Raw genomic sequence first — 23,845 nt, forward strand, 5'->3', positions numbered from 1 at the left:
GCAGGCGTTTTTCTTGACACATCCGTGTAACGGCGGCTAGTATTTCCACGGCGCTGGCGGGCCAGCGTCGAAAGCCGAGGCCGCGCACTCGCGGTCTTTTTTTATGTTCAGGCCCATTGCAAGGCAGGAAAAGTACGATGCGTATCACAGGCAAGGTCAAGTGGTTCAACAACGCCAAGGGCTACGGTTTCATTGAGCGAGACGGCGGCTCCGACGTGTTCGTGCACTTCTCGGCCGTCCAGGGAAACGGCTTCCGGACACTCGAGGAGGGTCAGGCGGTCGAGTTCGAAATCGTTGACGGCCCGAAAGGCCCGCAGGCCGGTAACGTGACCAAAGCCGCCTAGTTTCGCCCGGAGAGGCGGTGTCCACGCCGCCTCTCCCCTCCGACGATTCAGCCCTTCTCTCCGTCCTTCAAGCCCCGCACCGTAAAGTTTACCTTTCCTTCGCTGACCGTCACGCGGAAACCGACCTCGGCCGTGCCATCGGCGCGCACCTTGGTCACCTGATCCTTGACCAGCGCCGCGAAGCGATGGAACGGCACGATGTCGTCGCCGGCCTCGCGTCGCGCGTCCATGAGGGAGTCGTACAGGGACTGGAGCTTGTCCATCTCCCGCATCGGGTCCTGGAAGGACGTCGTGTGGACGACCTGCGCCTTCGACCTCTCCTCGCGCCGCGGCATTTTCGGCGGCGGCGCGGCAAACGGACCGGCGCGGCCTTCTTCGCGCGAGCGCAGTCCGCGGTCCCAGAGATCGACGAACGTCATGAAGCGGCGCTGCAGCGTGTCGAACTGGAACCGGTCCGCGGCGGTCTGGATGTGGCCGCGATCCCATTTCTTCACGAGTGCCTGGATGCGGTTGCGCGTCTCCAACGGCGGCCGCGCCAACCGCCCCGCGAAGAACATGTTGTATTCCGCCTCGAGCTGCTTGAGGCCGGCGGCGAGCAACTGCAGATCCTTCTGGACCTCGGTCAGCTCTGGCATCGCGCGTCACCGAATCAGGAACCAGATCAAGGGCAGCCACAGCTCGCGCGCGTGCGGCACCGCCTTGTCGTCGATCAGCACGTCGGTCGAGTCGAACCGGCCAACGATCTGAAACAGGTCGCGGAGCGCCGCGGCGTCCTTCGGGTAGAACCGCGCGCGGTGGCGCAGCCGATCCGCTGGACCGACCTCGCGGTATTCCGCCGAGGCGCGCGCCAGCGCCAGCGCCGCGTCGTAGTCGGCACCGCTGAAGACCGGGAACTCGAGCGTCACCGAAAACGGCAGCTTCGGGGTGCCGAAGAGCGCTTCGCTCAGCTCCGGGCTGAGCGCCGCAAGCTCCTCGTCGGTCGGCTGCTCCGACAGGTCGGCATAGGGCCAGAACCGCTCGATCGGCCGATAGTCGGGCACCGGCACGCGCGGCGGTTCGTTGGGGTCGGCGGACATGGACGTCGGAAGTCAGATGGTATCCTGAATATTTGGAAATTTGGAAATGTTGAAAATTGGAAATGTGGAGATGTGGGTCTGTCCGATTTCCGGGTGATCCCCTCCGTAGAACAACTGCGCCAGCGTGACTCGATGCACGCGCTCGAGACGCGCTACGGGCGCGCGGCGCTCGTGGACGCGCTGCGCGCCGAGACAGCCGACCTGCGCCAGGAACTGGCCAGCGGACTTGTCGCCGCGGTGACCGTGGAAGACGCGGTCGACCGCCTCGAGCGCGGGGCCGAGGCGCGCCTGCGCGCCGCGATGCGGCCGTCGCTGCTCCGCGTGATCAACGCCACCGGCGTGATCGTGCACACCAACCTCGGGCGCGCGCCGCTGGCCGAGGCGTCGCTGGCCCGCGTCCTCCAGGTCGCCGCCGGCTACACCAATCTCGAATACGATCTCGCCTCGGGGACGCGCGGACGGCGCGACACCCATGCCGAGAAGCTGATCGCCCGCCTGACCGGCGCCGAAGCGGCCGTCGTCGTCAACAACAACGCCGCCGCGACGCTGCTGCTGCTCGCTTCACTGGCGCACGGACGCGAGGTCATCATCTCGCGCGGCGAGCTGGTGGAGATCGGCGGCGGTTTCCGCGTACCCGACGTGATGGCGCAATCGGGGGCGATCCTGCGCGAGGTGGGGACGACGAACCGGACGCGCGCGGCCGACTATGCCGCCGCGATCAGCGACCGGACCGCGCTGATCCTGCGCGTCCACCCGTCCAATTTCAAGGTCGTGGGCTTCACCGAACGCGCCTCGCTCGAGGAATTGACGGCGCTCGGGCGGCGATTCGGCGTCCCCGTCGCCGAGGACCTCGGCAGCGGGTGGCTCGGCTGGCCCGATCGCGCCGACCTGCCAGAGGCGCTCCGCGACGAGCCCATCGTCTCGGCGAGCGTCGCCGGCGGCGCCGCCGTCGTCTGTTTCAGCGGCGACAAGCTGCTCGGCGGACCGCAGGCGGGGATCATCGCGGGACAGCGCGATGCGCTCGACACGATCCGACGCCATCCCTTGATGCGCGCGCTGCGCGTCGACAAGCTGACCTATGCGGCGCTCGAGGCGACGCTCGAGGAACACGCGATCGGGCGCAGCCACGACACCGTGCCGGTGCAGCGCATGCTGCGTATGAGCGCGGCGGAGATCGGGGCCCGCGCCGAGATGCTGGCGAGCACGCTCGCCGCGCGCGGCTGGCAAACACGCGTCGTCGACGGCATGTCGACCGTCGGCGGCGGCAGCGCGCCGGGCGCGGCACTGCCGACCAGGCTCGTCGAGCTGACGCGCGATGGCCTGACGGCGGATCACATCGAGCAGCACCTGCGGTCCCAGGACCCTCCCGTCATCGCCCGTATCTGCAACGACCGGGTCGTCCTCGATCTGCGCACCGTGCTGCCAGACGAGATCGACGCGCTCGCCGCGGTGCCCACCCCGTAGGCACCCGCTTTCCCTGGTCTAACCCAGCCCTCCGACCCTGCCGCTCCACGCTCTGAGCGCGCCCTCGCCGCTCCGCGTACACAAGAACGGGGGCGGCATCCTGAAGATGCCCCCCCGATCACTTCGTGTTCCCGATCCTTCGCGTCCTTCGCTGTCCTTCGCTTCCTTCGTGCTACCAATTGAATCGGAACACGAGCTGCACCGTTCGGCTGGTGTTCGTTCCGCTCAGCGCCGTCAACTGGTAGTTGGTCAGGGACGCAGCGTTGGTCGACGTCGTGCCGGTGCCGCCCGGCGTGAAGTTCGCGTGGTTGAAGGCGTTCAGCATCTCCAGGCGAAACTCGCCCGTCGTATGGCCCACGACCTTGGTGCGCTTCGCGACCGTGATGTCGTGCTGCTGGAAGAGCGGCCCGGCAACGACGACGCTGCCGGCGCCGCACTTGCCGACTCGCGAATTCTCGACCTCGATGCAGTCCGGTCCGTTGGCCGGCGCGAAGTAGCGGCCCGTCGGCGCCGTCCCGGCGTAACCCGAAGCGGACGTCGCGCTCACGTTGAACGCGTTGATCGTATTCGTGATGACGTCGGCCGGCAGCATGTAGACGAGACCGGCTCCTGACGGATCGAAGCGCAGCTGGACCATCTTCTGCACGTCGCTCGTCGACATGCCGACGAGGCGGACGTTGCCGAAGTCCACCAGCTGGCCGCTGTGGATGACCGACGACAGCGCCACCTGCCAGCCGCCGATCAGCCGATCCATCGCGCCGCCGGCGCCGCTGCCGAATCGCCGGCCCTGCCCGAACGGCAGATCGTAGCTCACCAGCGACTTGTACTGGTGCGTCAGGTCGCCTTCATTACCGGTCGGACGCCGATAGACGGCGCCGTTGACGAACCCGAGATAGGTGGTGGCCCACGCATGATCGAGCGAGTAGCTCACCTGGAACTGCAGACCCTGCGAGAAACGGCGGCGGAACTCGGTCTGCAGACCGTTGTAATAAGTCGAGTCGCGGTTGCCCTGCACGTTCGCGTTGGTGACGTCGGGATTCGCCTGGAAGTAATTGGCCGGGATGCCGGCCGTGAGGCCGTTGGCGCGGAACGTGGTGCTCCCTGCGAACCCGCTCGTCGTGTTGGTCGAGGCGAAGCCGAAGGGATTCGGGTTGTTCGCGGCCAGGAACGCCAGGAACGTCGTGCTGGCGAAGTTCGCGCTCGTATACGCGGCAGGGTTGCCCGCGTTCGACGCATTCAACCCCTGGAAGAAGCCGAGGAACGTCGGCAGCGGTGCCGTGCCCGGCGCGCCCGTGTAGGCGAACGTGCTGCCGCGGTTATTGGCGAGGTTCGCCTGCAGGTTTGCCTGAGCCTGACGGAACTCGCTCAGGAAACCGTTGCTGGTGATGTTCAACTGGTTGTAGTTGAAGTTGCCCCAAATGTCGTAGCCGTGCGTACCGACGTAGCGCACCTCGAGCGCCATGTCCTTGCCGATCGAGCGCGTGAAGCCCGTCTGCCAAGTGTCAGAGTACGGGATCTGGATGCCTTGATTGAACGCCGCGATCGAGTTGGTGTTGCTCGTCGGCGGGAATGGATACGACGGCGACGCCGGGAAGCCCGGCACCGGCAGCTGCACGAGCGGATTGCTCAGCAGGAGCGCGCCCACCGACGACTGACCGCCGTTGGCGAGAATCGTCGCCGCGCTCGGCTGGTTGGTCAGCCGGACGCCCGGGTTGGTGTTGAAGATCGCCGTGAAGTCGCCGATGGCGGGACGGCTGAACGAACGGGCGTAGCCGCCACGGACCACGAAATCGTTCGGGCCCATCAGCTTGCCGAGGAAGCCCGGACGCGACTGCGGCGTCCAGGCCATGCCGACGCTTGGCGCGAAGTTGTTCCAGTCGGTCTTCGCCGAATCGGTGCCGGCTGTGTACTGCTGCAGCACCGTGTGCTGACCCGGCATGACGCCAGGCTGGAACAGGTTGCAGGCGCTGTCCCCGTTCGCGCCGGAAACGCCGCACAGGTTCGCGGCGTCGACGTAGGAATAGATGCTGTTCGAGGCGCTGAAGGGCTGCTGCAGATCGTAGCGCACGCCCATGTTGAGGGTCAGGTTCGACTTCAGACGCCACTGATCCTGGATGTAGGCGGCCTGCTCATGCAGCGCCCCTTCCTGGAGACCGGTGCCCATGTAGGCGTACTGGCCGGTCGACGCGTCGATGCGCGCGTCGCCGAAGATGTTGCTGACCCGCCCGGTCAGCATCGAGAACAGCCCTTGCGCCGCGATCAGCTGCGAGCCCGAGGCGCCAGGAAAATTCGCCGTCGTGAAGAACGCCGCCGCCGGATCAGTCGATGGCAGGCCGGTCGTCGTCGTGCAGCACAGCGTCACCTGTGGCACCGCCGTCGAGTTCTTCGCCCAGATGCTGTAGGTCGACACCTGGCCGCCCATCGTGATCGAGTGGGAGCCCTTCAGCCACGTCAGGTTGTCGGTGATGTCGAGCGTATCGGCATTGCGCGACTGCGGCGCCGGGAAGGAAATAATCGGCGAGGTCAGGCTCGAGTCGACCGAGCCGAACCCGATCGCGTTGCCGTTCATGTTGGCCACGCTGCCGTTGAACTGGTCGACGCCCTCTTCCGGGAAGAACGAGATCGGCGCCCACGCGTAGGCGACGGTCGCTTCGTTGACCATGTTCCGGCTCAGCGTCGAGCGGAGGCTGTTGCTGAAGGCGAGTCGTTTCGAGGTCTGGCTCGCCGCCGAACCGGGGAAGCCGGGGAAGGCCGGCTCGTGCTGGTTCAGCGTGTCCGGGAAGTCATAGAAGTACTGATAGTTCACCGACGACGAAATGCGGTGATTCTGCGAGATGTTGTAGTCGACGCGGCCGGTCGGATAGCGGCGCAGCGACTGCACCGGGATATTGAAGTTGTAACTCTGCTGGTTGGCGTTGCCGTTGCCCGTCAGCGTGCCGGTCGAACCCATGGCGGAGTTCATGTCGCTCAGCAGCTTGGCAATCGTCGGGTCGATGTTGGACATCGGCGCGTTGAGCTTCAGCACGTTGACGCACGTCGAGCCATAGCAGTAGTTGCCCGTCTGCGCACCCTGGTTGAGCACGGTGCGCGTGCGCGACACGGCGGACGGCGCGTGGAACTCTTCGTAGTTGACGAAGAAGAACGCCTTGTTGTGGCCATCGAAACCCGGCAGCACGATCGGGCCGCCGAACCGGAAACCGGGCTGGTTCTGCTTGAGCGGCACCTTGGCGACACCCTTGGCGTTGTTGAACCAGGTATTGGCGTTGTACTTGTCGCTCCTGAAGTACTCGTAGGCGCTGCCGGTGAAGTTGTTGCTGCCGGCGCGGGTCACGAACTTGATCTGCGCGGCGCCGTCGGCATTCGCATCGGTGCCCTGCGCGGCGGTCGACACGGTCACTTCCTCCACCGCGTCGAGACGCGGGTTGACCTCGGCGAAGAAGCCGTCGTCGCCGCTCGTGCCCTTGTTGGTGTTGTCCTGGATGTTGACACCGTCGAGCGTGATGTTGATCGCGGTGCGCGGCAGGCCGTTGATGGAGGCCTGGCGGTTGCCGTTCGGCGTCGTGACGCCGGGCAGCAGGTTGACGAAATCCATCGCGCCGCGCGAGGTCAACGGCAGCTTGACGATCTGGTCGGCGTTCACCGTCTGCGCCACGCCGGCGGTCTGCGTCTGGATGATCTCCGACGACGAGGCCACCGTGACCTGCTCGGAGACGCCGCCCACTTCCATGGTCGCCTTGACGTCGGCGCCATGTCCCGATGTCAGTACGACGTTTTCGATGACGACGGTCTTGAAGCCCTGGAGCGACACGGTGACCGTATAGGTGCCGCTGGAGAGCGCCGGGATCGTAAAGATGCCGTCGCTGTTCGACACGGTGCTGTTGGCCACGCCTGTGCCGTTGTGTTTGACGACGACGTCGGCGCCGGGAATCACCGCGCCGGACGAATCGACGACCGTGCCCGAGAGGGGCTGGCTGGTCGAGCCCTGCGCAAAGGCCAGGCGGCCGCACGCACAGAACACCACCGCGAACAGGACGACGAGTCCCAGCCGCAACCTACTGCGATTCATTGAACCATCCTTCCACCGCCCGTCGGGGAGCGACGGGGGTTGCCACAGGGCCTGCATCCACTCTGTATCCACGGACAAACCGACGACCGGCCGTCACGGTTTGCCGAAGTCGGGCCCACTCCCAGCCCGACTCGCGGCCGCACAGTCCGAGAATGGGAAAACCTAAACTTGTGGACCTGTTCCGGTCAAGAACAGTGTTTTGGAGGGCTAAAATTCAAGACTTTGGATCTTGCTCTGGGGAGTATCTCGTGGTACCAAAAGTTCCCGCACCCACTTCGACCAGGACCGAGCAGCACGTGACGCCACCTTCAGCCTTGGCGAGCTCGACCGCCGGAACCGTGATGGTCGCCGCGCCCTGCGCCTCGAGACGCCGGCGCGTGGCCGGAAACGACGCCGCGCAGATCACGCAACCCCCGATCGCCAGCACGTTCGCCGCGTGCGGCTCCCCCGGATCCACTTCGAGGACGTCGAAGCCTTCGAAATGAGCGGCATCGATCCAGGCAGGGTTGAGCAGGATCGTCGGCAACGCCGCCGCCGCGCGCAGCCAGACCGCCGCGCTCTTCAGATGGAGGCACTCACGCACCGGCAGCGGCACGACGCGCACGCCGAACGGCGTCAGGATCGCTGCAAGCTGCCGAACGCCCTCCGCGTTGGTGCGGCCGCTGACACCCACGAACACCACGCCGGGCGTCTCGATCACGTCGCCACCGTCGAGCGTGCCGGGCGGCCGAATCCACGCGAGCGGCCGGTACACGGCGAGCGCCTTGGCGGTCGACGCCCGTTCCCCTCGCCGCGACGCCGCGCCCGGACGGGCGATGACCGCGATCCGATCGAACACGATCGCCGTGTCCTCGACGAACACGGAATCGGGGTGGTCCGGCAGCGGCGGCAACCGCTCGACGCGGCAGCCAGCCTGGCGCAGGACGTCCTCGTAGGCGGCGTGTTCGACGATCGCGCGCGCCCGATCGATCGGTTCCCGCTGCAGGTGCGTCAGCTCGCAGCGATCGATGGATGGCGGCACTTCCCTGGTGAACGCGACGAGCATCGGGTGCGGAGATTGTACGCCCGCCCGAACGACGATCGCGCCCATGATAATTCGCCGGAACTAGCCGCGCATCCGCGAGGCAGCGGCCGATCGATTGTCACGCGCAGGTGGCGCCGGTGTACTCAGTGGCTGACACGCACGCACTCGACAGATGTGGCAACGCCGTGGCAACGCGTGAACACGCAGCCCCTGAACGGGATACGGCCGGCTCACGGGAGCCCCGAAGCGGTGCGAGTCTTGCTCGCCACGACAGTGTTATCGTGTGCGCGCGCTCATCTTCGAAAAGGACTTGACATGTTCAGTTCGCGGCGACTCGTCTTCATCCTCTCGGCGCTCGGTGCGCTTGCCGCTGCCGGCTGCGGCTCGAGCTCGTCCGACACGTCTTCCTCGACCCCCACCACGCCGACGCCGACGGTCATCACCGAGACCTTCAACGGCACGGTCACCCAGAACAGCAGCACCGTCTTCAATTTCACGGTGAACACCAACGGCAACTCGCTGCTGGCCGGCTACACCAGCATCTCGCCGGCGACGGTGACGGCGCTCGGTCTGGGCATCGGCGCGTGGGACGCCTCGGCCCAGACGTGCGGCCTCAACCAGATGCAGAACGACGCATCGCGCAGCGGCAGCACCGCGATCACCGCCACCGCCGCCGCCGGCGCGTACTGCGTGCGTGTCTACGATGCCGGCAACGTCGGCCCTGGCGTCACCACCTCGTTCACAGTGCAGGTGCAGCACTATTAGATTGTGCCGGTAAGGTGACCGAGCCGCGGCACCGCAGCCGCCCGGTGATCAGAAAATCGTCTGGATCGACTGCAGCGCGTAGTCGAGGACGCGGGTCGGCAGCACGCCGAGATAGAAGGTCGCGGCGACAGCCAGCGTGAGCGCGATCATCGAGGGGGCCGAGATGCGCGGGCGCGGCGCGGCGACCGCTTCGTCGGTCATATACATCATCACCACGACGCGCAGGTAGAAGAACACGGACACGACGCTGGTCAGGACGCCGATGATGGCCAGGGCGAAATGTCCTTCCTGCACAGCTGCGTTGAAGATGTACCACTTGCCGATGAAGCCGGCGGTCGGCGGAAACCCGCCGAGCGAGAGCAGGAACACGGTCATCAGTCCGGCCAGTCCGGGACGGGACCGCCACAGGCCCGCGAAATCGCGCAGTTGATCGTGCTGGCGCTCCTCGGTGCCGAGCAGGGCCACGATGCCGAGCGCGCCGAGATTGGCGACCGCATAGGCGAGCAGGTAGAACAGGATGGCCGCCTTGCCCGCCGCGTTCGCCGAGACGATGCCGAGCATCAGGTATCCGGCGTGGGCGATGCTCGAGTAGGCGAGCATCCGCTTGATGTTGCTCTGCAGCACGCCCAGCACCGATCCGCCGATCATGGTCAACGCCGCGATGCCCGACAGCACCGGCATCCAGTGCCCCTGCAGGGGCTGCAGCGTCGACAGGAACACGCGGGCGAATGCCGCGAACGCCGCGGCCTTGACCGCCGTCGACATGAACGCGGTCACCACGGTCGGCGCCCCCTCGTAGGCGTCCGGCGTCCACATGTGGAAGGGGATGGCCGAGACCTTGAAACAGAAGCCGACCGTCAGCAGGCCGATCGACAGCAGCGCCAGCGTCCCGGTCGGGCCCGAGGCCATCGCCGTCGCCACCGCGTCGAGACGGGTCGAGCCGCTGATCGCGAACGCGAAGGCGATCCCATAGAGGAAGAACGCGCTCGAGAAGGCGCCGAGAAGGAAATACTTGAAGGCCGCCTCGGCCGACTGCGCGCTGTTGCGGCGGAGCGCCGTCAGCACGTAGACCGCCAGCGACAACACCTCGAGCGCCAGGAAGATCACCAGCAGGTCGACCGCCGCCGCCATCAGCATCATCCCGGCAATCGCAAACAGCGTCAGCGCGTAGTACTCGCCGGCGGGCAGGTTTTCCCGCTCCACCACGTCGTTCGAAAACACCATCGTCAGGATGCCGATGATGCAGAGGATGACGTTGACGAACAGCGCGAAGTTGTCGGCGCGGACCACGCCGAAGCTGACCGCGTCGGTGTCCCAGAGGAAGCAGGAGGCGACCAGCGCCCCGGTCAAGCCGATCAGGCCGAAGCCGGCGAGGTACATCCGTTCGCCCGGATGGCGGATCGCTTCGGCGAGCATCGCCGCGATCGCCGACAGGACGACGATCAGCATCGGGATGGTCGCGGCAAAGCCGTTCATCGGCCCATCCCGTGGATCAGATCGAGCACCCGGATGATCGAGGGCTCCATCGGCCGCAGGAAGATCGCCGGCGCCACCCCCATGAGGATGCACATCGCGATGGTCGGAATCATCATCGCCCATTCGCGTCCGGAGAGATCCGACAGCCCGCGATTCTTCTCGTTGGTGACCTCGCCGTAGTTGACCCGCTGGAACATCCAGAGCATGTAGACCGCCGACAGGATGACGCCGGTCGCCCCCACCGCGGTCAGCCACGGCCAGACGCGGAACGCGCCCAGCAGAATCAGGAACTCGCCGACGAAGCCGTTCATGCCCGGCATCGCGATCGACGCGAGCGTCACCAGCAGGAAGCACGCGACCAGGCGCGGCGCGACGGCCTTCAGCCCGCCGTACTCCGAGATCAGCCGGGTGTGCCGCCGATCCGAGAGCATGCCGACGATCATGAAGAGGCCGCCGGTACTGACGCCGTGGTTGAGCATCTGGTAGACGGCGCCCTGGACGCCGTTGACGTCGATCGCGCACAGCCCGAGCACGACCACGCCGAGGTGGCTGACGCTCGAATAGGCGACGAGCTTCTTCATGTCGGGCTGCACCATCGCGACGAGCGCGCCGTAGACGATGCCGATGACCGCGAGCCCCGCGAGATAGGGGGCAAAGTAGGCCGCCGCCGAGGGGAACAGCGGGAACGCAAAGCGCAACAGCCCGTAGGTGCCCATCTTCAGCAGCACCCCCGCCAGGATCACCGACCCGGCCGTCGGCGCCTCGACGTGCGCGTCGGGCAGCCAGGTGTGGAACGGGAACAGCGGCACCTTGATCGCGAACGCCAGCGCAAAGGCGAGGAAGAACCACTTCTCGGTGCTCCACGGCAGGTGCAGCTTGTAGAGATCGACGACGTCGAAGCTGGCCTGCCCGGTCGCCGCCTGCTGCGCCCAGGCCAGCCCGATGATCGCCAGCAGCATCAGCACGCTGCCGGCCATCGTGTAGAGGATGAACTTGACGGCCGCGTAGATGCGGCGGTCGTAGCCCCAGATCCCGATCAGGAAGTACATCGGGATGAGCATCGCGTCCCAGAACAGATAGAACAGGAACAGGTCGAGCGAGACGAAGACGCCGAGCATCGCCGTCTCGAGCGCCAGCATGAAGAACGAAAACAGCTTGACGCTGTTGTGGACGCCGGCCCACGACGAAAGCAGCGCCAGCGGCGTCAGGAAGCCGGTCAGCACGATCAGGAACAGGCTGATGCCGTCGACGCCGAGGTGGTAGCTGATGCCGAACTGCGGGAGCCAGACGTGCCGCTCGACGAACTGAAACTCGGCGCTGGCCGGGTCGAAGACCCACCACAGGTAGAGCGTCGCGGCAAAGACGACGAGCGAGGACACGAGCGCCACGGCGCGCACCGCGCCCTCGCGCTCCGGATTGTCGCCCCGTCCACCGGCCAGCAGCACGAATATCGCGCCGAGCAGCGGGAGAAAAACGATAGTCGATAACAGCATCAATCCCTGTAGGCGGACCTTCGGATCCGCCGGACGCCTTGTCTGAAGACCCGGCCTACCGCAGTAGGTACCATCCCAGAATCACCACTACACCCAGCAACAGCGACGCCGCGTAGGCCCGAATCGAGCCGCTCTGCAGTCGCCGAAGCGAACTGCTCGACCCGCGTACCAGCCCGCCGACGGCGTTGACGAGCCCATCGATCACCCCGGTGTCGATGCCTCTCCACAGGAGCAGCGTCGAGATCCCCTTGATCGGCTGGACGACGACCGCGTCGTAGATCTCGTCGACGTAGTACTTGTTGAGCAGCAGCGCGTAGACCGGCGTCGCGACGCGCGCCACGCGGGTCGCGGCGGCGCGGTTGCGCAGCCAGAAATAGGCAGCCAGCCCGATGCCGGCCAGCGCGAGTCCCGACGACAGCCCCATCAGCAGCAGCTCGGTGCGCGTGTCATCTTCCTGCACCGACCTGGACTCGTTCGGGAGCTCAACGCGGCGGTCCTCGGGACGCGCCTGCGTGACCTGGAACTCGGGGTTGGCGGGCGCCGTCTGGTGCGCTTCGAACGACGGCTCGAGGAACGCTTCGATCAGGTTGCCGCCGCCGAGCGAGTGCGGCACGCCGACGAAGCCGGCGACGACCGAGCCGATCGCGAGCAGGACGAGCGCGAGCGCCATCGCGGGGGGCGCATCGTGGAGAGGGTGCAAGTCGTGCTGAGAGTGCGAAGGGTGCCCGGCTTGCGCGGCGGGCTCTTCTTCTTCGGGATGCGCCGGCGCGGCGTCGGGAGCTTCATGACGCCGCTCTCCGTGGAACGCCAGGAAGACCAGGCGGAACATGTAGGTGGCGGTCAGCAACGCCGTGAGCATGCCGATCGTCCAGAGCAGGGTGTGGCCGCCGGCATAGGTGCGCCACAGGATCTCGTCCTTGCTGAAGAACCCGGCGAGCGGCGGCACGCCGGCGATCGCGATCGCCCCGATCAGGAACGTCCAGTAGGTGATCGGCAGGGCCTTCCTGAGCCCGCCCATGTTGCGCAGGTCCTGCTCGCCGTGCAGCGCGTGGATCACCGCGCCTGATCCAAGGAAGAGCAGCGCCTTGAAGAACGCGTGCGTGTAGAGGTGGAAGATGCCGGCCGCATAGGCGCCGACCCCCATCGCCAGGAACATGTAGCCGAGCTGCGAGACGGTCGAGTAGGCCAGCACCCGCTTGATGTCGTTCTGCACGAGGCCGATCGTGCCGGCCATCAGCGCGGTCGCCACGCCGATCCCGGCGACGACGGCCAGCGTGATCGGCGTATGGCTGAACAGCACCGCGTTCCGGCCGATCATGTAGACGCCCGCCGTCACCATGGTCGCCGCATGGATCAGCGCCGACACCGGCGTCGGGCCCTCCATCGCGTCGGGCAGCCAGACGTAGAGCGGAATCTGCGCCGACTTGCCGGTCGCGCCGAGGAACAGCAGCAGCGTCGCCGCGGTCAGCACGCCGAGCGACGCCTCTGGCGCGCGCGCGGTCACCGCCCAGCCGACCTCCTGGAAATCGAGCGTGCCGAAGGTGACGAACAGCAGCAGCATCCCGAGGATGAACCCGAAGTCGCCGATGCGATTGACGATGAACGCCTTCTTGCCGGCGTCGGCCGCCGACCGCTTCTTGAACCAGAAACCGATCAGCAGGTACGAGCACAAACCGACGCCTTCCCAGCCGACGAACATCACCGGGAACGTCGAGCCGAGCACCAGCACCAGCATGAACGCCGCAAACAGGTTCAGGTAGGAGAAATAGCGGGCGTACTCGCTGTCGCTCTCCTCCTGCATGTAGGCGGTCGAGTAGATGTGGATGAGCGAGCCGATGCCGGTGATCACCAGGATCATCAGCGACGACAGCGGATCGACGAGGAAGGCCACCGGAATCTGCAGGTCGCCCGATGCCAGCCAGCGGAAGAACGTCTGCTGCACGAAGTGCTCGGCGGCGCCGTGCGCGGCGACCACGCTCATCAGCGAGACGCCAAAGGCGCCGAGCATCGCCGCGCAGGCGACCCCCCCGGAGATCGACTTCGGCAGCCGCTTGCCGAGCAAGCTGTTGAGGCAGAAGCCCAGAAGCGGCAGTAACGGAATCAGTGCGAGCATCTCACCATTTCAGAGACGTGAAGGCGTCGGGGCTGAGCGTCTCGCGGTGCCGGAAGAGCGCGATCACCAGCGCCAGACCGACCGCCGCCTCCGCCGCCGCGACGGTCATGACGAAGAACGTGATGATCTGTCCGTCGACCGAGTTCTGGTAGCGTCCCACCGCCACGAACGTGACGTTGACCGCGTTGAGCATGATCTCGATCGACAGCAGGATCGTGATCAGGTTGTGGCGCAGAAACACGCCAGCCGTGCCAATCGAGAACAGCACCCCGGAGAGGACGAGGAAGTGGTTCAGCGTGGCCATCAGTGCTCTCTCCGCGCGACCACGACCGCGCCGACCATCGAGACCAGGATCAACACCGAGGTGACCTCGAAGGCAAACGCGTGCGTCGTGAACAGCGCCGTGCCGATCCGCGCGACGCTGCTGATCGACGCGGCCGCGCCGGGCTCCTGGTTGAAGCCGGTCGGCCCCAGGCGCGACAGAGCCCAGGCCACCTCGCCCGCCAGCAGGATCGACAGCAGCACCGCCGCGCGCAGGTTGATGCCGCGCAGCGACGCCGGCACGACATCCGGATCGTCCTCGCGATGCTGGTTGAGGAGCATGACGACGAACAGGAACAGCACCATGATCGCCCCGGCGTAGACGATGATCTGGGTGACCGCGGTGAACGGCGCGTCGAGCAGCACGTAGAGTCCGGCGAGCGCGCCGAACGACACGATCAGCAGCATCACGCTGTGCATCGGGTTGCGTGACGACACCACGCCGATCGACGCGACGACCGCGAGGGCGGCAAAGACGTAAAAAGCAACTAGTGACATAGGCCTGCCGGCCGGGTCAGCACGTCCGGCACGTGTGTCTCCGGCACCTTATCCTAACCAGATGACCAGCGCCGCCGTGGCGATGAGGTTCAGCACCGCCCCTGGCAGCAGCCATTTCCAGCCGAACTCCATCAACTGGTCGTAGCGGTAGCGCGGCAGCGTCCAGCGCATCCAGACGTAGAAGAAGAGCAGCAGCAGCACCTTGGCGATGAAGTACATCCAGCCGACGCCGAGCCGCTCCGAGAACGGGCCGAGCCAGCCGCCGAGATAGAGGCTGGTCGCCACCGCCGACACCGTCACCATGTTGATGTACTCCGCCATGAAGAACAGCGCGAAGGACATGCTGCTGTACTCGGTGTGGTAGCCGGCGACGAGCTCCTGCTCCGCTTCCGGAAAGTCGAACGGCGCGCGATTGGTCTCGGCGACCCCCGCCGTCATGTAGATGACGAAGCCGAACGGCTGCAGGAACAGGTACCACTTGGGGATGACGTGCCACCAGTAGCCCGCCTGATTGGTCACCACGTCGCGCAGCGACAGCGACCCGGCGAGCATGACCACCGCCGCCAGCGCCAGCCCGTACGACAGCTCGTAGCTGATCATCTGCGCGGCGCTGCGCAGGCCGCCGAGCAGGGAGTACTTGCTGTTGGAGCTCCAGCCGGCGAGCACGATGCCGTAGACGCCCATCGACGCCACCGCGAAGATCACCAGCACCGCGACGTTGACGTCGGTGGCCTCGAGGCGCAGCGGCTGATCCAGCAGCCCGAACAACGTCGTCTCGCCGCCGAAGGGCACCACCGAGAACGCCGCGAACGCCGTCGCGGTCGAGATGATCGGCGCGATCGCGAACAGGAAGGCGTCGGCCGCCTTGGGCTGCAGGTCTTCCTTGAAGACCAGCTTGATGACGTCGGCGAAGGGCTGCAGCAGTCCCGCCGGCCCGACCCGGTTGGGCCCCTCGCGGTCCTGGATGTAGGCGCACACCTTGCGCTCCATCCACACCATGAAGGCCGAAGTCAGGACCAGCGCCTGGAAGACGACGACGATCAGCACCACGTGTGCGATCAGCGCCTGGCTCAGTCCGAAATCCGCGAGTGTCAGTTGGCCCATGACGTCAGTGCGCCGCCGCCAGCGTTCCGCGCGATCGCCACTCGGCCGGCACCGTGCAGCGTCCCTCGCGGATGTGGGCCTCGTATTCGGCGCGGAAGTGCTTGAGGGTGGTCAGCGGCGGCGTCGCCTCGGCGTCGCCGAACGCGCACAGCGTCTTGCCGGCGATGTTGTTCGAGACGCTGGTCAGCAGATCGAGGTCGCGCATCTCGCCGTCGCCGCGCTCGATCTTCGACAGGATCTTGAACAGCCAGTCGCCCCCTTCGCGGCACGGCGTGCACTTGCCGCACGACTCGTGCTTGTAGAAGTGCATCAGGTTCATCGCCGCCCACACCATGCACGTGGTCTCGTCCATGACGATGATGCCGGCCGATCCCAGCATCGACCCGGCCTTCTGCACCGAGTCGAAGCTGGCCGGGATGTCGAGCTCGTGCGGCAGCAGGATCGGCACCGACGAGCCGCCCGGGATGACCGCTTTCAACTGGTGGCCGTCGCGGATGCCGCCGGCGCGCTCGAAGATCAGCTCGTTGAGCGTCGTGTTCATCGACGCCTCGAAGACGCCCGGCTTCCTGACGTGGCCGCTGACGCAGTACAGCTTCGGGCCGCCGTTCTTCTCGGGACCGAGCTTGGCGAACCACTCCGGGCCGTTGGTGATGATCGCCGGCAGGTTGCAGAGCGTCTCGACGTTGTTGACCGCGGTCGGCTTCTGATACAGGCCGGCGACAGCCGGGAACGGCGGCTTGATGCGCGGCTGGGCGCGCTTGCCCTCGAGCGACTCGATCAGCGCCGTCTCCTCGCCGGCCTCGTAGGCGCCGGCGCCGCGGTGAAGGACGATGTCGCAATCGAAGCCGGAGCCGAGGATGTTCTTCCCCGCGTAGCCCTGCGCGTAGGCCTTGGCCAGCTCCGCTTCCATCACCTTCTGCACGTGATAGAACTCGCCGCGGATGTAGATGTAGGCGACCTTGGCGCCGATCGCCCAGCACCCGATCAGGCAGCCTTCGAAGAGCAGGTGCGGGTTGCGCTCCATCAGCACGTGATCCTTGAACGTGCCGGGCTCGCTCTCGTCGGCGTTGCAGCAGATGTAGCGCGGCTCCGTCTTCTTGTCGACGAACTGCCACTTCAGGCCGGTCGGAAAACCGGCGCCGCCGCGACCGCGCAGCCCCGACGCCTTGACCGTCTCGATGACGTCGTTCGGCGGCATGGCGAGCGCCTTCTTCAGCGCCTGATAGCCCTCGTGCTTCAGGTAGAAGTCGAGCGCGTAGCCATTCGGCTCGCTTACGTACTTCGTGAGAATCGGGTCCATTGTTCACCTGGGCAGACCTAAAGGTCTGCGCTACAGCTCCAGAACGCGCCCGCCGCTGCCGTAGCGCAGGGCTTCAGCCCTGCCTCCGTTACCGCAGCGCAGAGCATCAGCCCGGCCGCCGCCGCCGTAGCGCAGGGCTTCAGCCCGGCCTCCGTTACCGTAGCGCAGGGCTTCAGCCCTGCCTCCGTTCGACATGCAGGTGGCAGCCAGACAGTGCGGGCAGGCCACTCGCTTTCAAATCATCCACCAGCTTCGAACAATTCTCGGGAGTCGCGCGCTCGTGCCAGTGTTCGTTGTTCACCATCACCACCGGCGCCCGGTCGCAGGCGCCGAGGCACTCGAACTCGAGCAGGGTGAACATCCCGGACGCGTCGGTCTCGCCGACTTTCAGTCCCAGCTTCTCGCTGAGCGACTCGGTCACGCGCTCGGCTCCCGCCAGCGCGCACGACAGCGTGCGGCACACCTGCAGCACGTAGGTGCCGACCGGCGCCTTGAAGAACATCACGTAGTAGCTGGCGACGTCCTCGACGTCGGCCGGCGTGATGCGCAGGAACTCGGCGACGTGACGGACGGCGCTCGCGGTGAGGGAGCCCTGCTGCTCCTGCACGAGGTAGAGCGCCGCCAGCACCGCCGACTTGCGCCACTCCGGCGGATACTGGCTGCAGATCTCCTCGAGGCGGGCGGCGCGTTCCGCGGTGTAGACGAACGGCGCGCCGGCCGCGAGCAGCACGCGCTCCGAGCGATGCCACCGATCGGTGCCGTACGGAATCAACGGATGGAAACTCATCGATCCACGTCTCCCATGACCACGTCGGTCGACCCGATCACCGCGATGACGTCGGCGATCATCCCGCCCTCGATCATCTTCGGCAGCGCCTGGCAGGCATAGAACGTCGCCGGCCGCATCTTGATCCGGTAGGGCCGGTTCGATCCGTCCGACACGATGTAGACGCCGTGCTCGCCGCGCGGCCCTTCCACCGGCACGTAGGCCTCGCCAGCCGGCACGGTGAACCCCTGCGAGTAGATCAGGAAGTGCTGGATCAGCGCCTCCATCTCCGTATAGACCTTGTCCTTGGGCGGCGGGACGATGCGATAGTCCTTGATGTCGAAGTCGCCGCGCGGGCTGATGCGGTCGAGCGTCTGGCGGCAGATCCTGACGCTCTCGCGCATCTCGGCGATGCGCACCAGGTAACGATCGTAGACGTCGCCGTTCTGCTGGACCGGCACGTTGAAGTCGTAGGTGTCGTAGCCGATGTAGGGAAACACCTTGCGGACGTCGTAGGGCACGCCGATCGCGCGCGCCATCGGGCCGACCAGGCCGTACTGGATATGGTCGCCCTGGGAGATCACGCCGACACCCTTGGTGCGCTTCAGCCAGACCTGGTTCTTGGTCAGCAGCTTCTCGTACTCGTCGACCCGGCCCGGGAAGAAGTCGAGGAAGGCGCGAACCGCTTCGTGGAACCCCTGCGGCAGATCCTCGCGCAGGCCGCCTACCCGGATGTAGCTCGGGAACATGCGGAACCCGGCGATCATCTCGTAGATGTTGAGGATCCGCTCGCGGTCGCTGAGGCAGTACATCAGCACCGACACCGCGCCGACCTCGAGCGCGTGCGTGCCGAGGCTCACCAGGTGGCTGGCGATGCGCTGGGTCTCGGCGAGCAGGATGCGGATGTTCTTCACCCGCTCCGGCATCTGCGGCTCGACGCCGAGCAGCCGCTCCACCGACAGGCAGAAGGCGAGCGAGTTCGACTGCGCGCCGAGATAGTCCATGCGCTCGACGAGCGGGATCACCTGCTGCCACTTTTTCTGCTCGGCGGTCTTCTCGATGCCGGTGTGCAGGAAGCCGATGGTCGTGTCCGCCTTGACAATCGTCTCGCCGGAGAGCTGCACCACGAGGTTCAGCACGCCGTGCGTGCTGGGGTGCTGCGGCCCCATGTTGACGGTCATCGTCTCTTGACGCAGTTCAGGCATTGGCCTCAATCACCTCGCACAGCACGTGCAGCAGGGTCTGATGCACCTCCTGCACGCGCTGCGTGTTCTGGTCCGGCACGTTCACGTGGATGTCGGCCACCCGACCGACGGTGCCGCCGTCGCGGCCGGTCAGCGCCACGGTCTTGAGCCCCTGGGTGCGGGCGGTCTGCAGCGCCGCGACCACGTTCGGCGACTCGCCGCTCGTCGAGATGCCGAGCGCGACGTCGCCCGGCCGCCCGAGCGCCTCGATCTGCCGCGCGAACACGTGCTTGAACGAATAGTCGTTGGCCACGCTCGTCAGCACGCTGGTATCCACCGTCAGGGCGATCGCCGGAAAGGCGGCGCGCTCCTTCTGAAACCGTCCCACCAGTTCCGCCGACAAATGCTGGGCGTCGGCGGCGCTGCCGCCGTTGCCGAACACCAGCAGCTTGCCGCCCGCCCGCAGCGCCTCGGCGATCGTCTGCGCGGCGAGCAGTGCCGGCCCGAGGTTGCCGCGCATCCGTTCGTGCAGTTTGGCGGCCGCCGCCAGCGCCTCGTCCGCGATCCGGGCGACGTCCATCAATTTCCTGACCCCGCCATGGTCAGTCCCGCTGCGCCCGATCGCGCTGCTGCTGCATGTTGGCCGCGAACTCCTGCGCCGTCACCTGCAGCGGCTCGTAGACCTTCGGCGTCATCTTGATCTGCACCGGATAGTCTTTGCGCGCCGGATGACCTTCCCAGTCGTCGGGCATCAGAATCCGGCGCAGATCGGGATGCCCGTCGAAGTGGATTCCGAAGAGGTCGTAGACTTCGCGCTCGGCCCAGTTCATCGACTTCCAGACGCCGGACAGTGTCGGCATGCGGGGATCGGCGCCAGACAGGCGGATCTTGACGCGCAGCCGCTTCGGCGTGTCGCCGTAGGGAGCGATGCCGAGCGACACGAGATGCACGACCACCTCGAAGCGCGGCTCGCGCGGCAGATAGTCGACCGCCGTCATGTCGACGGCCAGCGCGAACTGCAGCGCCGGATCGTCGCGCAGCGCCTGACAGACGGCCGGCGCGTGCGCGGCCGCGACGTCGATGGCCGGCATGCCGTCGGCCGCCGGCGCGGCCTGCACGGCGCCGTTGGGCACCAGGCCGCGCAGCGTCTCGAGGATGTGCGCGCTATCCATGACGGCGATCATCCATTGACAATCAGGGCTCGCCCGGGCAGGCGCGACGACTCGCTCGACAACTCGCCGAGCCGCTGCTGGTCGATCTTCTTCTGCAGCTGGACGATGCCGTAGATGAGCGACTCTGGACGCGGCGGGCAGCCGGGCACGAACACGTCGACGGGCACGATCTGATCGACGCCCTGCACCAGCGCGTAGTTGTCGAACACGCCGCCCACCGACGCACAGGCGCCCATCGACAGCACGTATTTCGGCTCGGGCATCTGGTCGTAGATGCGGCGCAGCACCGGCGCCATCTTCCGCGACAGCCGCCCGGCGACGATCATCAGATCCGACTGGCGCGGTGAGCCGCGGAAGACCTCGGCGCCGAAGCGCGCGATGTCGTAGCGCGACGTGCTCATCGCCATCATTTCGATCGCGCAGCAGGCGAGGCCAAAGGTGACCGGCCAGATCGATGACCGGCGCGCCCACTGCACCATCTTCTCGACGGTGGTGGTCAGAACGGGAATCTCGAACTCAGACATGGTTCACGCTCGTGGCTGCCGCTCGTGGCCCCAGTCGAACACGCCCTTGCGCCACACGTAGACGTAGCCGGTCAGCAGCAGCAGGAAGAACACGATCAGCTGGAAGAAGCCGACCCAGCGCAAGTCGCGCACGGCCAGCGCCCAGGGGTAGAGAAAGGCAATCTCGATGTCGAACAACAGGAAGATCATCGCCACCAGGTAGAACTTGACCGGGTGACGGTCGCGGGCGTCGCCGACCGGCGGCATGCCGCACTCGTAGGGCGCTTCTTTTTCCGGAGTGGGCCGGCGCGGCGCCACCAGCTTGCCGAGGCCGATGTTGACCACGGCGAAGCCGCCGCCCATGCCGAGCATGATCAGGACAGGAAGCCAGGGGTTCATGTCATTGCCTCAGTGCCGAGGCACGTCGTCCTCGAGCTCTCCCACACGCCGAGTCGCCGGGCCCAGCGCTTGTGAATCTTTTCTCAATCGCCCAGCCTCGGAATGCTATCACACTCGTTTTGCGGCGCGAGCGTGGTACGCTCCGCGGCAGCCAGGGATATGTCCACTGCGATCGTCACCGGTTCGGCCGGGCTGATCGGATCCGAAACGGCCCGTGTGCTGTGCGGCCACGGCGTCACCGTGGCGGGCATCGACAACGACATGCGCCGCCGGTTTTTCGGCGACGAGGCGTCGACGGCCGGGGTTCGCCGCGAGCTGGAAGCGCTGTCCGGCTATCGACACTACGATCTCGATATCCGCGACCTCGCGGCGCTCGAGCCGGTGTTCGCCGGGTTCGGCGCCGACACCACGCTGGTCGTCCACACCGCCGCGCAGCCGTCGCACGACTGGGCCGCCCGCGATCCGCTGCTCGATTTCGAGGTCAACGCGGCCGCCACGCTGCGGCTGCTCGAACTGACCCGCCGCCACTGTCCCGAGGCGGCCTTCGTCTACACGTCGACCAACAAGGTGTACGGCGACACGCCGAACCGCCTGCCGCTCGTCGAACGCGACACGCGCTGGGACATCGACCCGTCGCATCCGTTCGCGGCCGGCATCCCGGAGTCGATGTCGATCGATCAGTCGCTGCATTCGCTGTTCGGCGCCTCGAAGGTGGCCGCCGACGTGGCGGTACAGGAATACGCCCGCTACTTCGGGATGAAGACGGCGGTGTTCCGCTGCGGCTGCCTCACCGGACCGCGCCATTCCGGCGCCGAGCTGCACGGTTTTCTCGCCTACCTGATGAAGTGCGCCTGTACCGGCCGGCCCTACACCGTCTTCGGCTACCAGGGGAAGCAGGTCCGCGACAATATCCACTCAGCCGACGTCGTAGCGGCGTTCCTGGAGTTCTGGCGGGCGCCGCGCGGCGGCGGCGAAGTCTACAATCTCGGCGGCGGGCTCCACAGCAACTGCTCGATGCTCGAAGCGATCGGCCTCTGCGAGACGATCGCCGGCCGGACGCTGCAGTGGACCTACTCGCCGACCAACCGCATCGGCGATCACATCTGGTACGTGAGCGATCTCCGCAAGTTCCAGGCGCACTATCCGCAGTGGCGCATGCAGTACGACCTCGAGGCGCTGCTGCGCGACATCTACGAGAGCAACCTGACGCGGTGGCGGCGCGAGCCGGCCTGAATGACCATCGCCTGGTTCAGCCCGATGCCGCCGGTCGCCTCGGGCGTCGCGGCCTACAGCGCCGACGCGGTCGCCGCTTTGCGACAGCGCGGCCACGACATCGACGTGTATCCCGAGGCCGCCGCGCACGACTTCCCCTGGCGCCATCAGCAGCGCCCCTACCAGCTGGTCGTCCACCAGTTCGGCAACTCATCGCATCACGACTATCAATGGCCGTACGCGTTTCACTACCCGGGGCTGGCGGTCCTCCACGACACGCGGCTGCACCACGCGCGCGCCGCGCTGCTGCTGCGCGAGCGGCGTACTGCCGACTACCGCGCCGAGTTTCGCTGGAACCAGCCTGACGCCGTTCAGGACGCGCCCGACATCGCCATCGCGGGCCTCGACAGCTCGCTCTACTACGAGTGGCCGATGTGCCGCGCCCTCGTGGAACGCTCGCGCCTGGTCGCGGTCCATGGAGAGGGGGCCCGGCGCGAACTCGTCGAACGCCTGAGCGAGCTCGGAGGGTCGACGTCGGATGACCGATCCGCGTACGCCGGACGGATCGCGGCGATCAGACTGGGGCACGGACAGCCGGTGACCGGCGAACAGGCGGCCGCAGCGCGCGCCGCAATCCGCGATCGCTATCGGATTCCTCACGACGCGGTCGTCTTCGGCGTGTTCGGCGGACTCACGCCGGACAAGCGGATTGCGCAGGTACTGGCGGCCTTTCGGGCGACGCTGCCGTTTGCGCCCGGCGCGCGCCTGTTGCTGGCCGGCGCGCCGGCGGAGCATCTCGACATGCCGCTCGACGACCCGGCGCGCGCCGGCGCCGTCGTCGTCACCGGCTATGTCGAAGGAGAGGATGCATTCACCGCCCATCTCGCGGCGGCCGACGTCACCCTGCATCTCCGCTGGCCGACCGCCCGGGAGACGTCCGGCCCCTGGGTCCGCGCGCTGGCGGCCGGCAGGGCCACCGTCACCACGGACCTGGTGCAGGCGGCGCGCATCCCGTCGCTCGACCCGCGCACATGGACGACGCGCGGCGACGGCGCGGCGCCACCCGTGTGCGTCGCGGTCGACATCCTCGACGAAGACCATTCGCTGCGCCTGGCGATGCGCCGGCTCGCCGCCGACGCGGCGCTGCGCGACAGCCTCGGCCGCGCCGCCCGCGACTACTGGGCGCGGGAGCACTCCGTCGCCGCGATGGCCGACGACTACGAGCGGCTGGTCGCCCGTGCCGCGGCGACACCCGACGGTGATCCCGAGCTGCCCGCGCACCTGACCGCTGACGGCGCCGAACGTCTGCGGGCACTACTGGTCCCGCTCGGCCTCGAGGTCCCGTGGTGACCATCCAATTGAACGGCGAACCGCACGAGGTCGGCTCGGACACGACTGTGGCGGGCCTGCTGGCCGCGCTCGACATCGATCCGCGGCGCGTCGCCGTCGAGCGCAACTTCGTCGTGCTCAAGCGCGACCTCTACGCGACAACCACGATCGAGGCGGGCGACCAGATCGAGGTCGTCAATTTCGTGGGAGGAGGCTAGGCAGTCTGCGGAATGTGG

Annotated in this window: 23 protein-coding genes; 6 read left to right on the top strand and 17 right to left on the bottom strand. The window is 66.8% G+C overall.

Translation table 11 applies throughout. From position 1 onward, the window contains the following. The first annotated feature begins 137 nt into the window (after positions 1-137). Positions 138-344, top strand: a complete 207-nt coding sequence (locus tag VGI12_11585) for a cold-shock protein (GenBank protein HEY2433304.1) — start codon at positions 138-140, stop codon at positions 342-344. A 47-nt stretch (positions 345-391) separates the two neighbouring features. On the opposite strand, the gene VGI12_11590 is transcribed toward VGI12_11585, so the two are convergent. Both VGI12_11590 and VGI12_11595 read right to left on the bottom strand, forming a co-directional pair. Then, positions 392-979, bottom strand: coding sequence for a hypothetical protein (locus VGI12_11590; GenBank protein ID HEY2433305.1), 588 nt, complete (start codon positions 977-979; stop codon positions 392-394). Positions 980-985: 6 nt separating this feature from the next. Then, complete coding sequence (locus VGI12_11595) at positions 986-1,420, bottom strand: hypothetical protein (GenBank protein ID HEY2433306.1); 435 nt, start codon at positions 1,418-1,420, stop codon at positions 986-988. A gap of 93 nt (positions 1,421-1,513) precedes the next feature. Between VGI12_11595 and selA the strand changes: the two genes are divergently transcribed. Beyond that, entirely contained in the window at positions 1,514-2,884 is a 1,371-nt protein-coding gene (gene selA, locus VGI12_11600; protein HEY2433307.1) for an L-seryl-tRNA(Sec) selenium transferase, read from the top strand. Positions 2,885-3,056: 172 nt separating this feature from the next. Here selA and VGI12_11605 read toward each other — a convergent pair whose 3' ends face one another. Together VGI12_11605 and VGI12_11610 are read right to left on the bottom strand one after the other, a co-directional pair. Further along, on the bottom strand, positions 3,057-6,950 hold the full coding sequence (locus VGI12_11605; GenBank protein ID HEY2433308.1) for a TonB-dependent receptor: 3,894 nt from the start codon (positions 6,948-6,950) through the stop codon (positions 3,057-3,059). 214 nt (positions 6,951-7,164) lie between these two features. Further along, positions 7,165-7,995: an arginine deiminase-related protein gene (locus tag VGI12_11610; protein HEY2433309.1), complete on the bottom strand. Its 831-nt coding sequence runs from the start codon at positions 7,993-7,995 to the stop codon at positions 7,165-7,167. Positions 7,996-8,289: 294 nt separating this feature from the next. Between VGI12_11610 and VGI12_11615 the strand changes: the two genes are divergently transcribed. After that, on the top strand, positions 8,290-8,739 hold the full coding sequence (locus VGI12_11615) for a hypothetical protein (GenBank protein HEY2433310.1): 450 nt from the start codon (positions 8,290-8,292) through the stop codon (positions 8,737-8,739). A gap of 48 nt (positions 8,740-8,787) precedes the next feature. Here VGI12_11615 and VGI12_11620 read toward each other — a convergent pair whose 3' ends face one another. The 13 genes from VGI12_11620 to ndhC form a co-directional block, all read right to left on the bottom strand. Continuing rightward, positions 8,788-10,215, bottom strand: coding sequence for an NADH-quinone oxidoreductase subunit N (locus VGI12_11620; protein ID HEY2433311.1), 1,428 nt, complete (start codon positions 10,213-10,215; stop codon positions 8,788-8,790). Beyond that, complete coding sequence (locus VGI12_11625; protein ID HEY2433312.1) at positions 10,212-11,708, bottom strand: NADH-quinone oxidoreductase subunit M; 1,497 nt, start codon at positions 11,706-11,708, stop codon at positions 10,212-10,214. Before VGI12_11625 ends, VGI12_11620 begins: the two co-directional genes overlap by 4 nt. Before the next feature lie 55 nt (positions 11,709-11,763). Further along, the gene (nuoL, locus tag VGI12_11630; GenBank protein HEY2433313.1) at positions 11,764-13,821 is read right to left on the bottom strand and encodes an NADH-quinone oxidoreductase subunit L; all 2,058 of its coding nucleotides are present in this window, start codon (positions 13,819-13,821) and stop codon (positions 11,764-11,766) included. A gap of 1 nt (position 13,822) precedes the next feature. Continuing rightward, positions 13,823-14,125, bottom strand: coding sequence for an NADH-quinone oxidoreductase subunit NuoK (gene nuoK, locus VGI12_11635; protein ID HEY2433314.1), 303 nt, complete (start codon positions 14,123-14,125; stop codon positions 13,823-13,825). Next, positions 14,125-14,640: an NADH-quinone oxidoreductase subunit J gene (locus VGI12_11640; protein HEY2433315.1), complete on the bottom strand. Its 516-nt coding sequence runs from the start codon at positions 14,638-14,640 to the stop codon at positions 14,125-14,127. The genes nuoK and VGI12_11640 overlap by 1 nt, the downstream gene beginning before the upstream one ends. 48 nt (positions 14,641-14,688) lie before the next feature. After that, positions 14,689-15,744, bottom strand: coding sequence for an NADH-quinone oxidoreductase subunit NuoH (gene nuoH / locus VGI12_11645; GenBank protein HEY2433316.1), 1,056 nt, complete (start codon positions 15,742-15,744; stop codon positions 14,689-14,691). Between the two features lie 4 nt (positions 15,745-15,748). Further along, the gene (nuoF, locus tag VGI12_11650; protein ID HEY2433317.1) at positions 15,749-17,044 is read right to left on the bottom strand and encodes an NADH-quinone oxidoreductase subunit NuoF; all 1,296 of its coding nucleotides are present in this window, start codon (positions 17,042-17,044) and stop codon (positions 15,749-15,751) included. A gap of 172 nt (positions 17,045-17,216) precedes the next feature. Beyond that, positions 17,217-17,831: an NADH-quinone oxidoreductase subunit NuoE gene (nuoE, locus tag VGI12_11655; GenBank protein ID HEY2433318.1), complete on the bottom strand. Its 615-nt coding sequence runs from the start codon at positions 17,829-17,831 to the stop codon at positions 17,217-17,219. Beyond that, positions 17,828-19,015, bottom strand: a complete 1,188-nt coding sequence (gene nuoD / locus VGI12_11660) for an NADH dehydrogenase (quinone) subunit D (GenBank protein ID HEY2433319.1) — start codon at positions 19,013-19,015, stop codon at positions 17,828-17,830. Before nuoD ends, nuoE begins: the two co-directional genes overlap by 4 nt. After that, positions 19,008-19,574, bottom strand: a complete 567-nt coding sequence (gmhA, locus tag VGI12_11665; protein HEY2433320.1) for a D-sedoheptulose 7-phosphate isomerase — start codon at positions 19,572-19,574, stop codon at positions 19,008-19,010. Before gmhA ends, nuoD begins: the two co-directional genes overlap by 8 nt. A 22-nt stretch (positions 19,575-19,596) precedes the next feature. Then, on the bottom strand, positions 19,597-20,166 hold the full coding sequence (locus tag VGI12_11670; GenBank protein HEY2433321.1) for an NADH-quinone oxidoreductase subunit C: 570 nt from the start codon (positions 20,164-20,166) through the stop codon (positions 19,597-19,599). A gap of 8 nt (positions 20,167-20,174) precedes the next feature. Then, positions 20,175-20,690 carry an NADH-quinone oxidoreductase subunit B family protein gene (locus VGI12_11675; GenBank protein ID HEY2433322.1) on the bottom strand — a complete coding sequence of 172 codons (516 nt, stop codon included), beginning with the start codon at positions 20,688-20,690 and terminating at the stop codon, positions 20,175-20,177. 3 nt (positions 20,691-20,693) lie between these two features. After that, the gene (gene ndhC, locus VGI12_11680; protein ID HEY2433323.1) at positions 20,694-21,068 is read right to left on the bottom strand and encodes an NADH-quinone oxidoreductase subunit A; all 375 of its coding nucleotides are present in this window, start codon (positions 21,066-21,068) and stop codon (positions 20,694-20,696) included. Positions 21,069-21,227: 159 nt separating this feature from the next. On the opposite strand from ndhC, the gene VGI12_11685 reads away from it, so the two are divergent. Genes VGI12_11685 through thiS form a run of 3 tightly spaced genes read left to right on the top strand, consistent with a single transcriptional unit; the run spans position 21,228 to position 23,827 of the window. Continuing rightward, a complete protein-coding gene (locus VGI12_11685; protein HEY2433324.1) occupies positions 21,228-22,301 on the top strand; it encodes an NAD-dependent epimerase/dehydratase family protein in 1,074 nt (357 codons plus the stop codon). Further along, on the top strand, positions 22,302-23,630 hold the full coding sequence (locus tag VGI12_11690) for a glycosyltransferase (GenBank protein HEY2433325.1): 1,329 nt from the start codon (positions 22,302-22,304) through the stop codon (positions 23,628-23,630). Beyond that, positions 23,627-23,827, top strand: coding sequence for a sulfur carrier protein ThiS (gene thiS, locus VGI12_11695; GenBank protein ID HEY2433326.1), 201 nt, complete (start codon positions 23,627-23,629; stop codon positions 23,825-23,827). The genes VGI12_11690 and thiS overlap by 4 nt, the downstream gene beginning before the upstream one ends. The last annotated feature ends 18 nt before the right edge of the window (positions 23,828-23,845 follow it).

This window comes from Vicinamibacterales bacterium (assembly GCA_036496585.1).
GTDB lineage: Bacteria > Acidobacteriota > Vicinamibacteria > Vicinamibacterales > 2-12-FULL-66-21 > JAICSD01.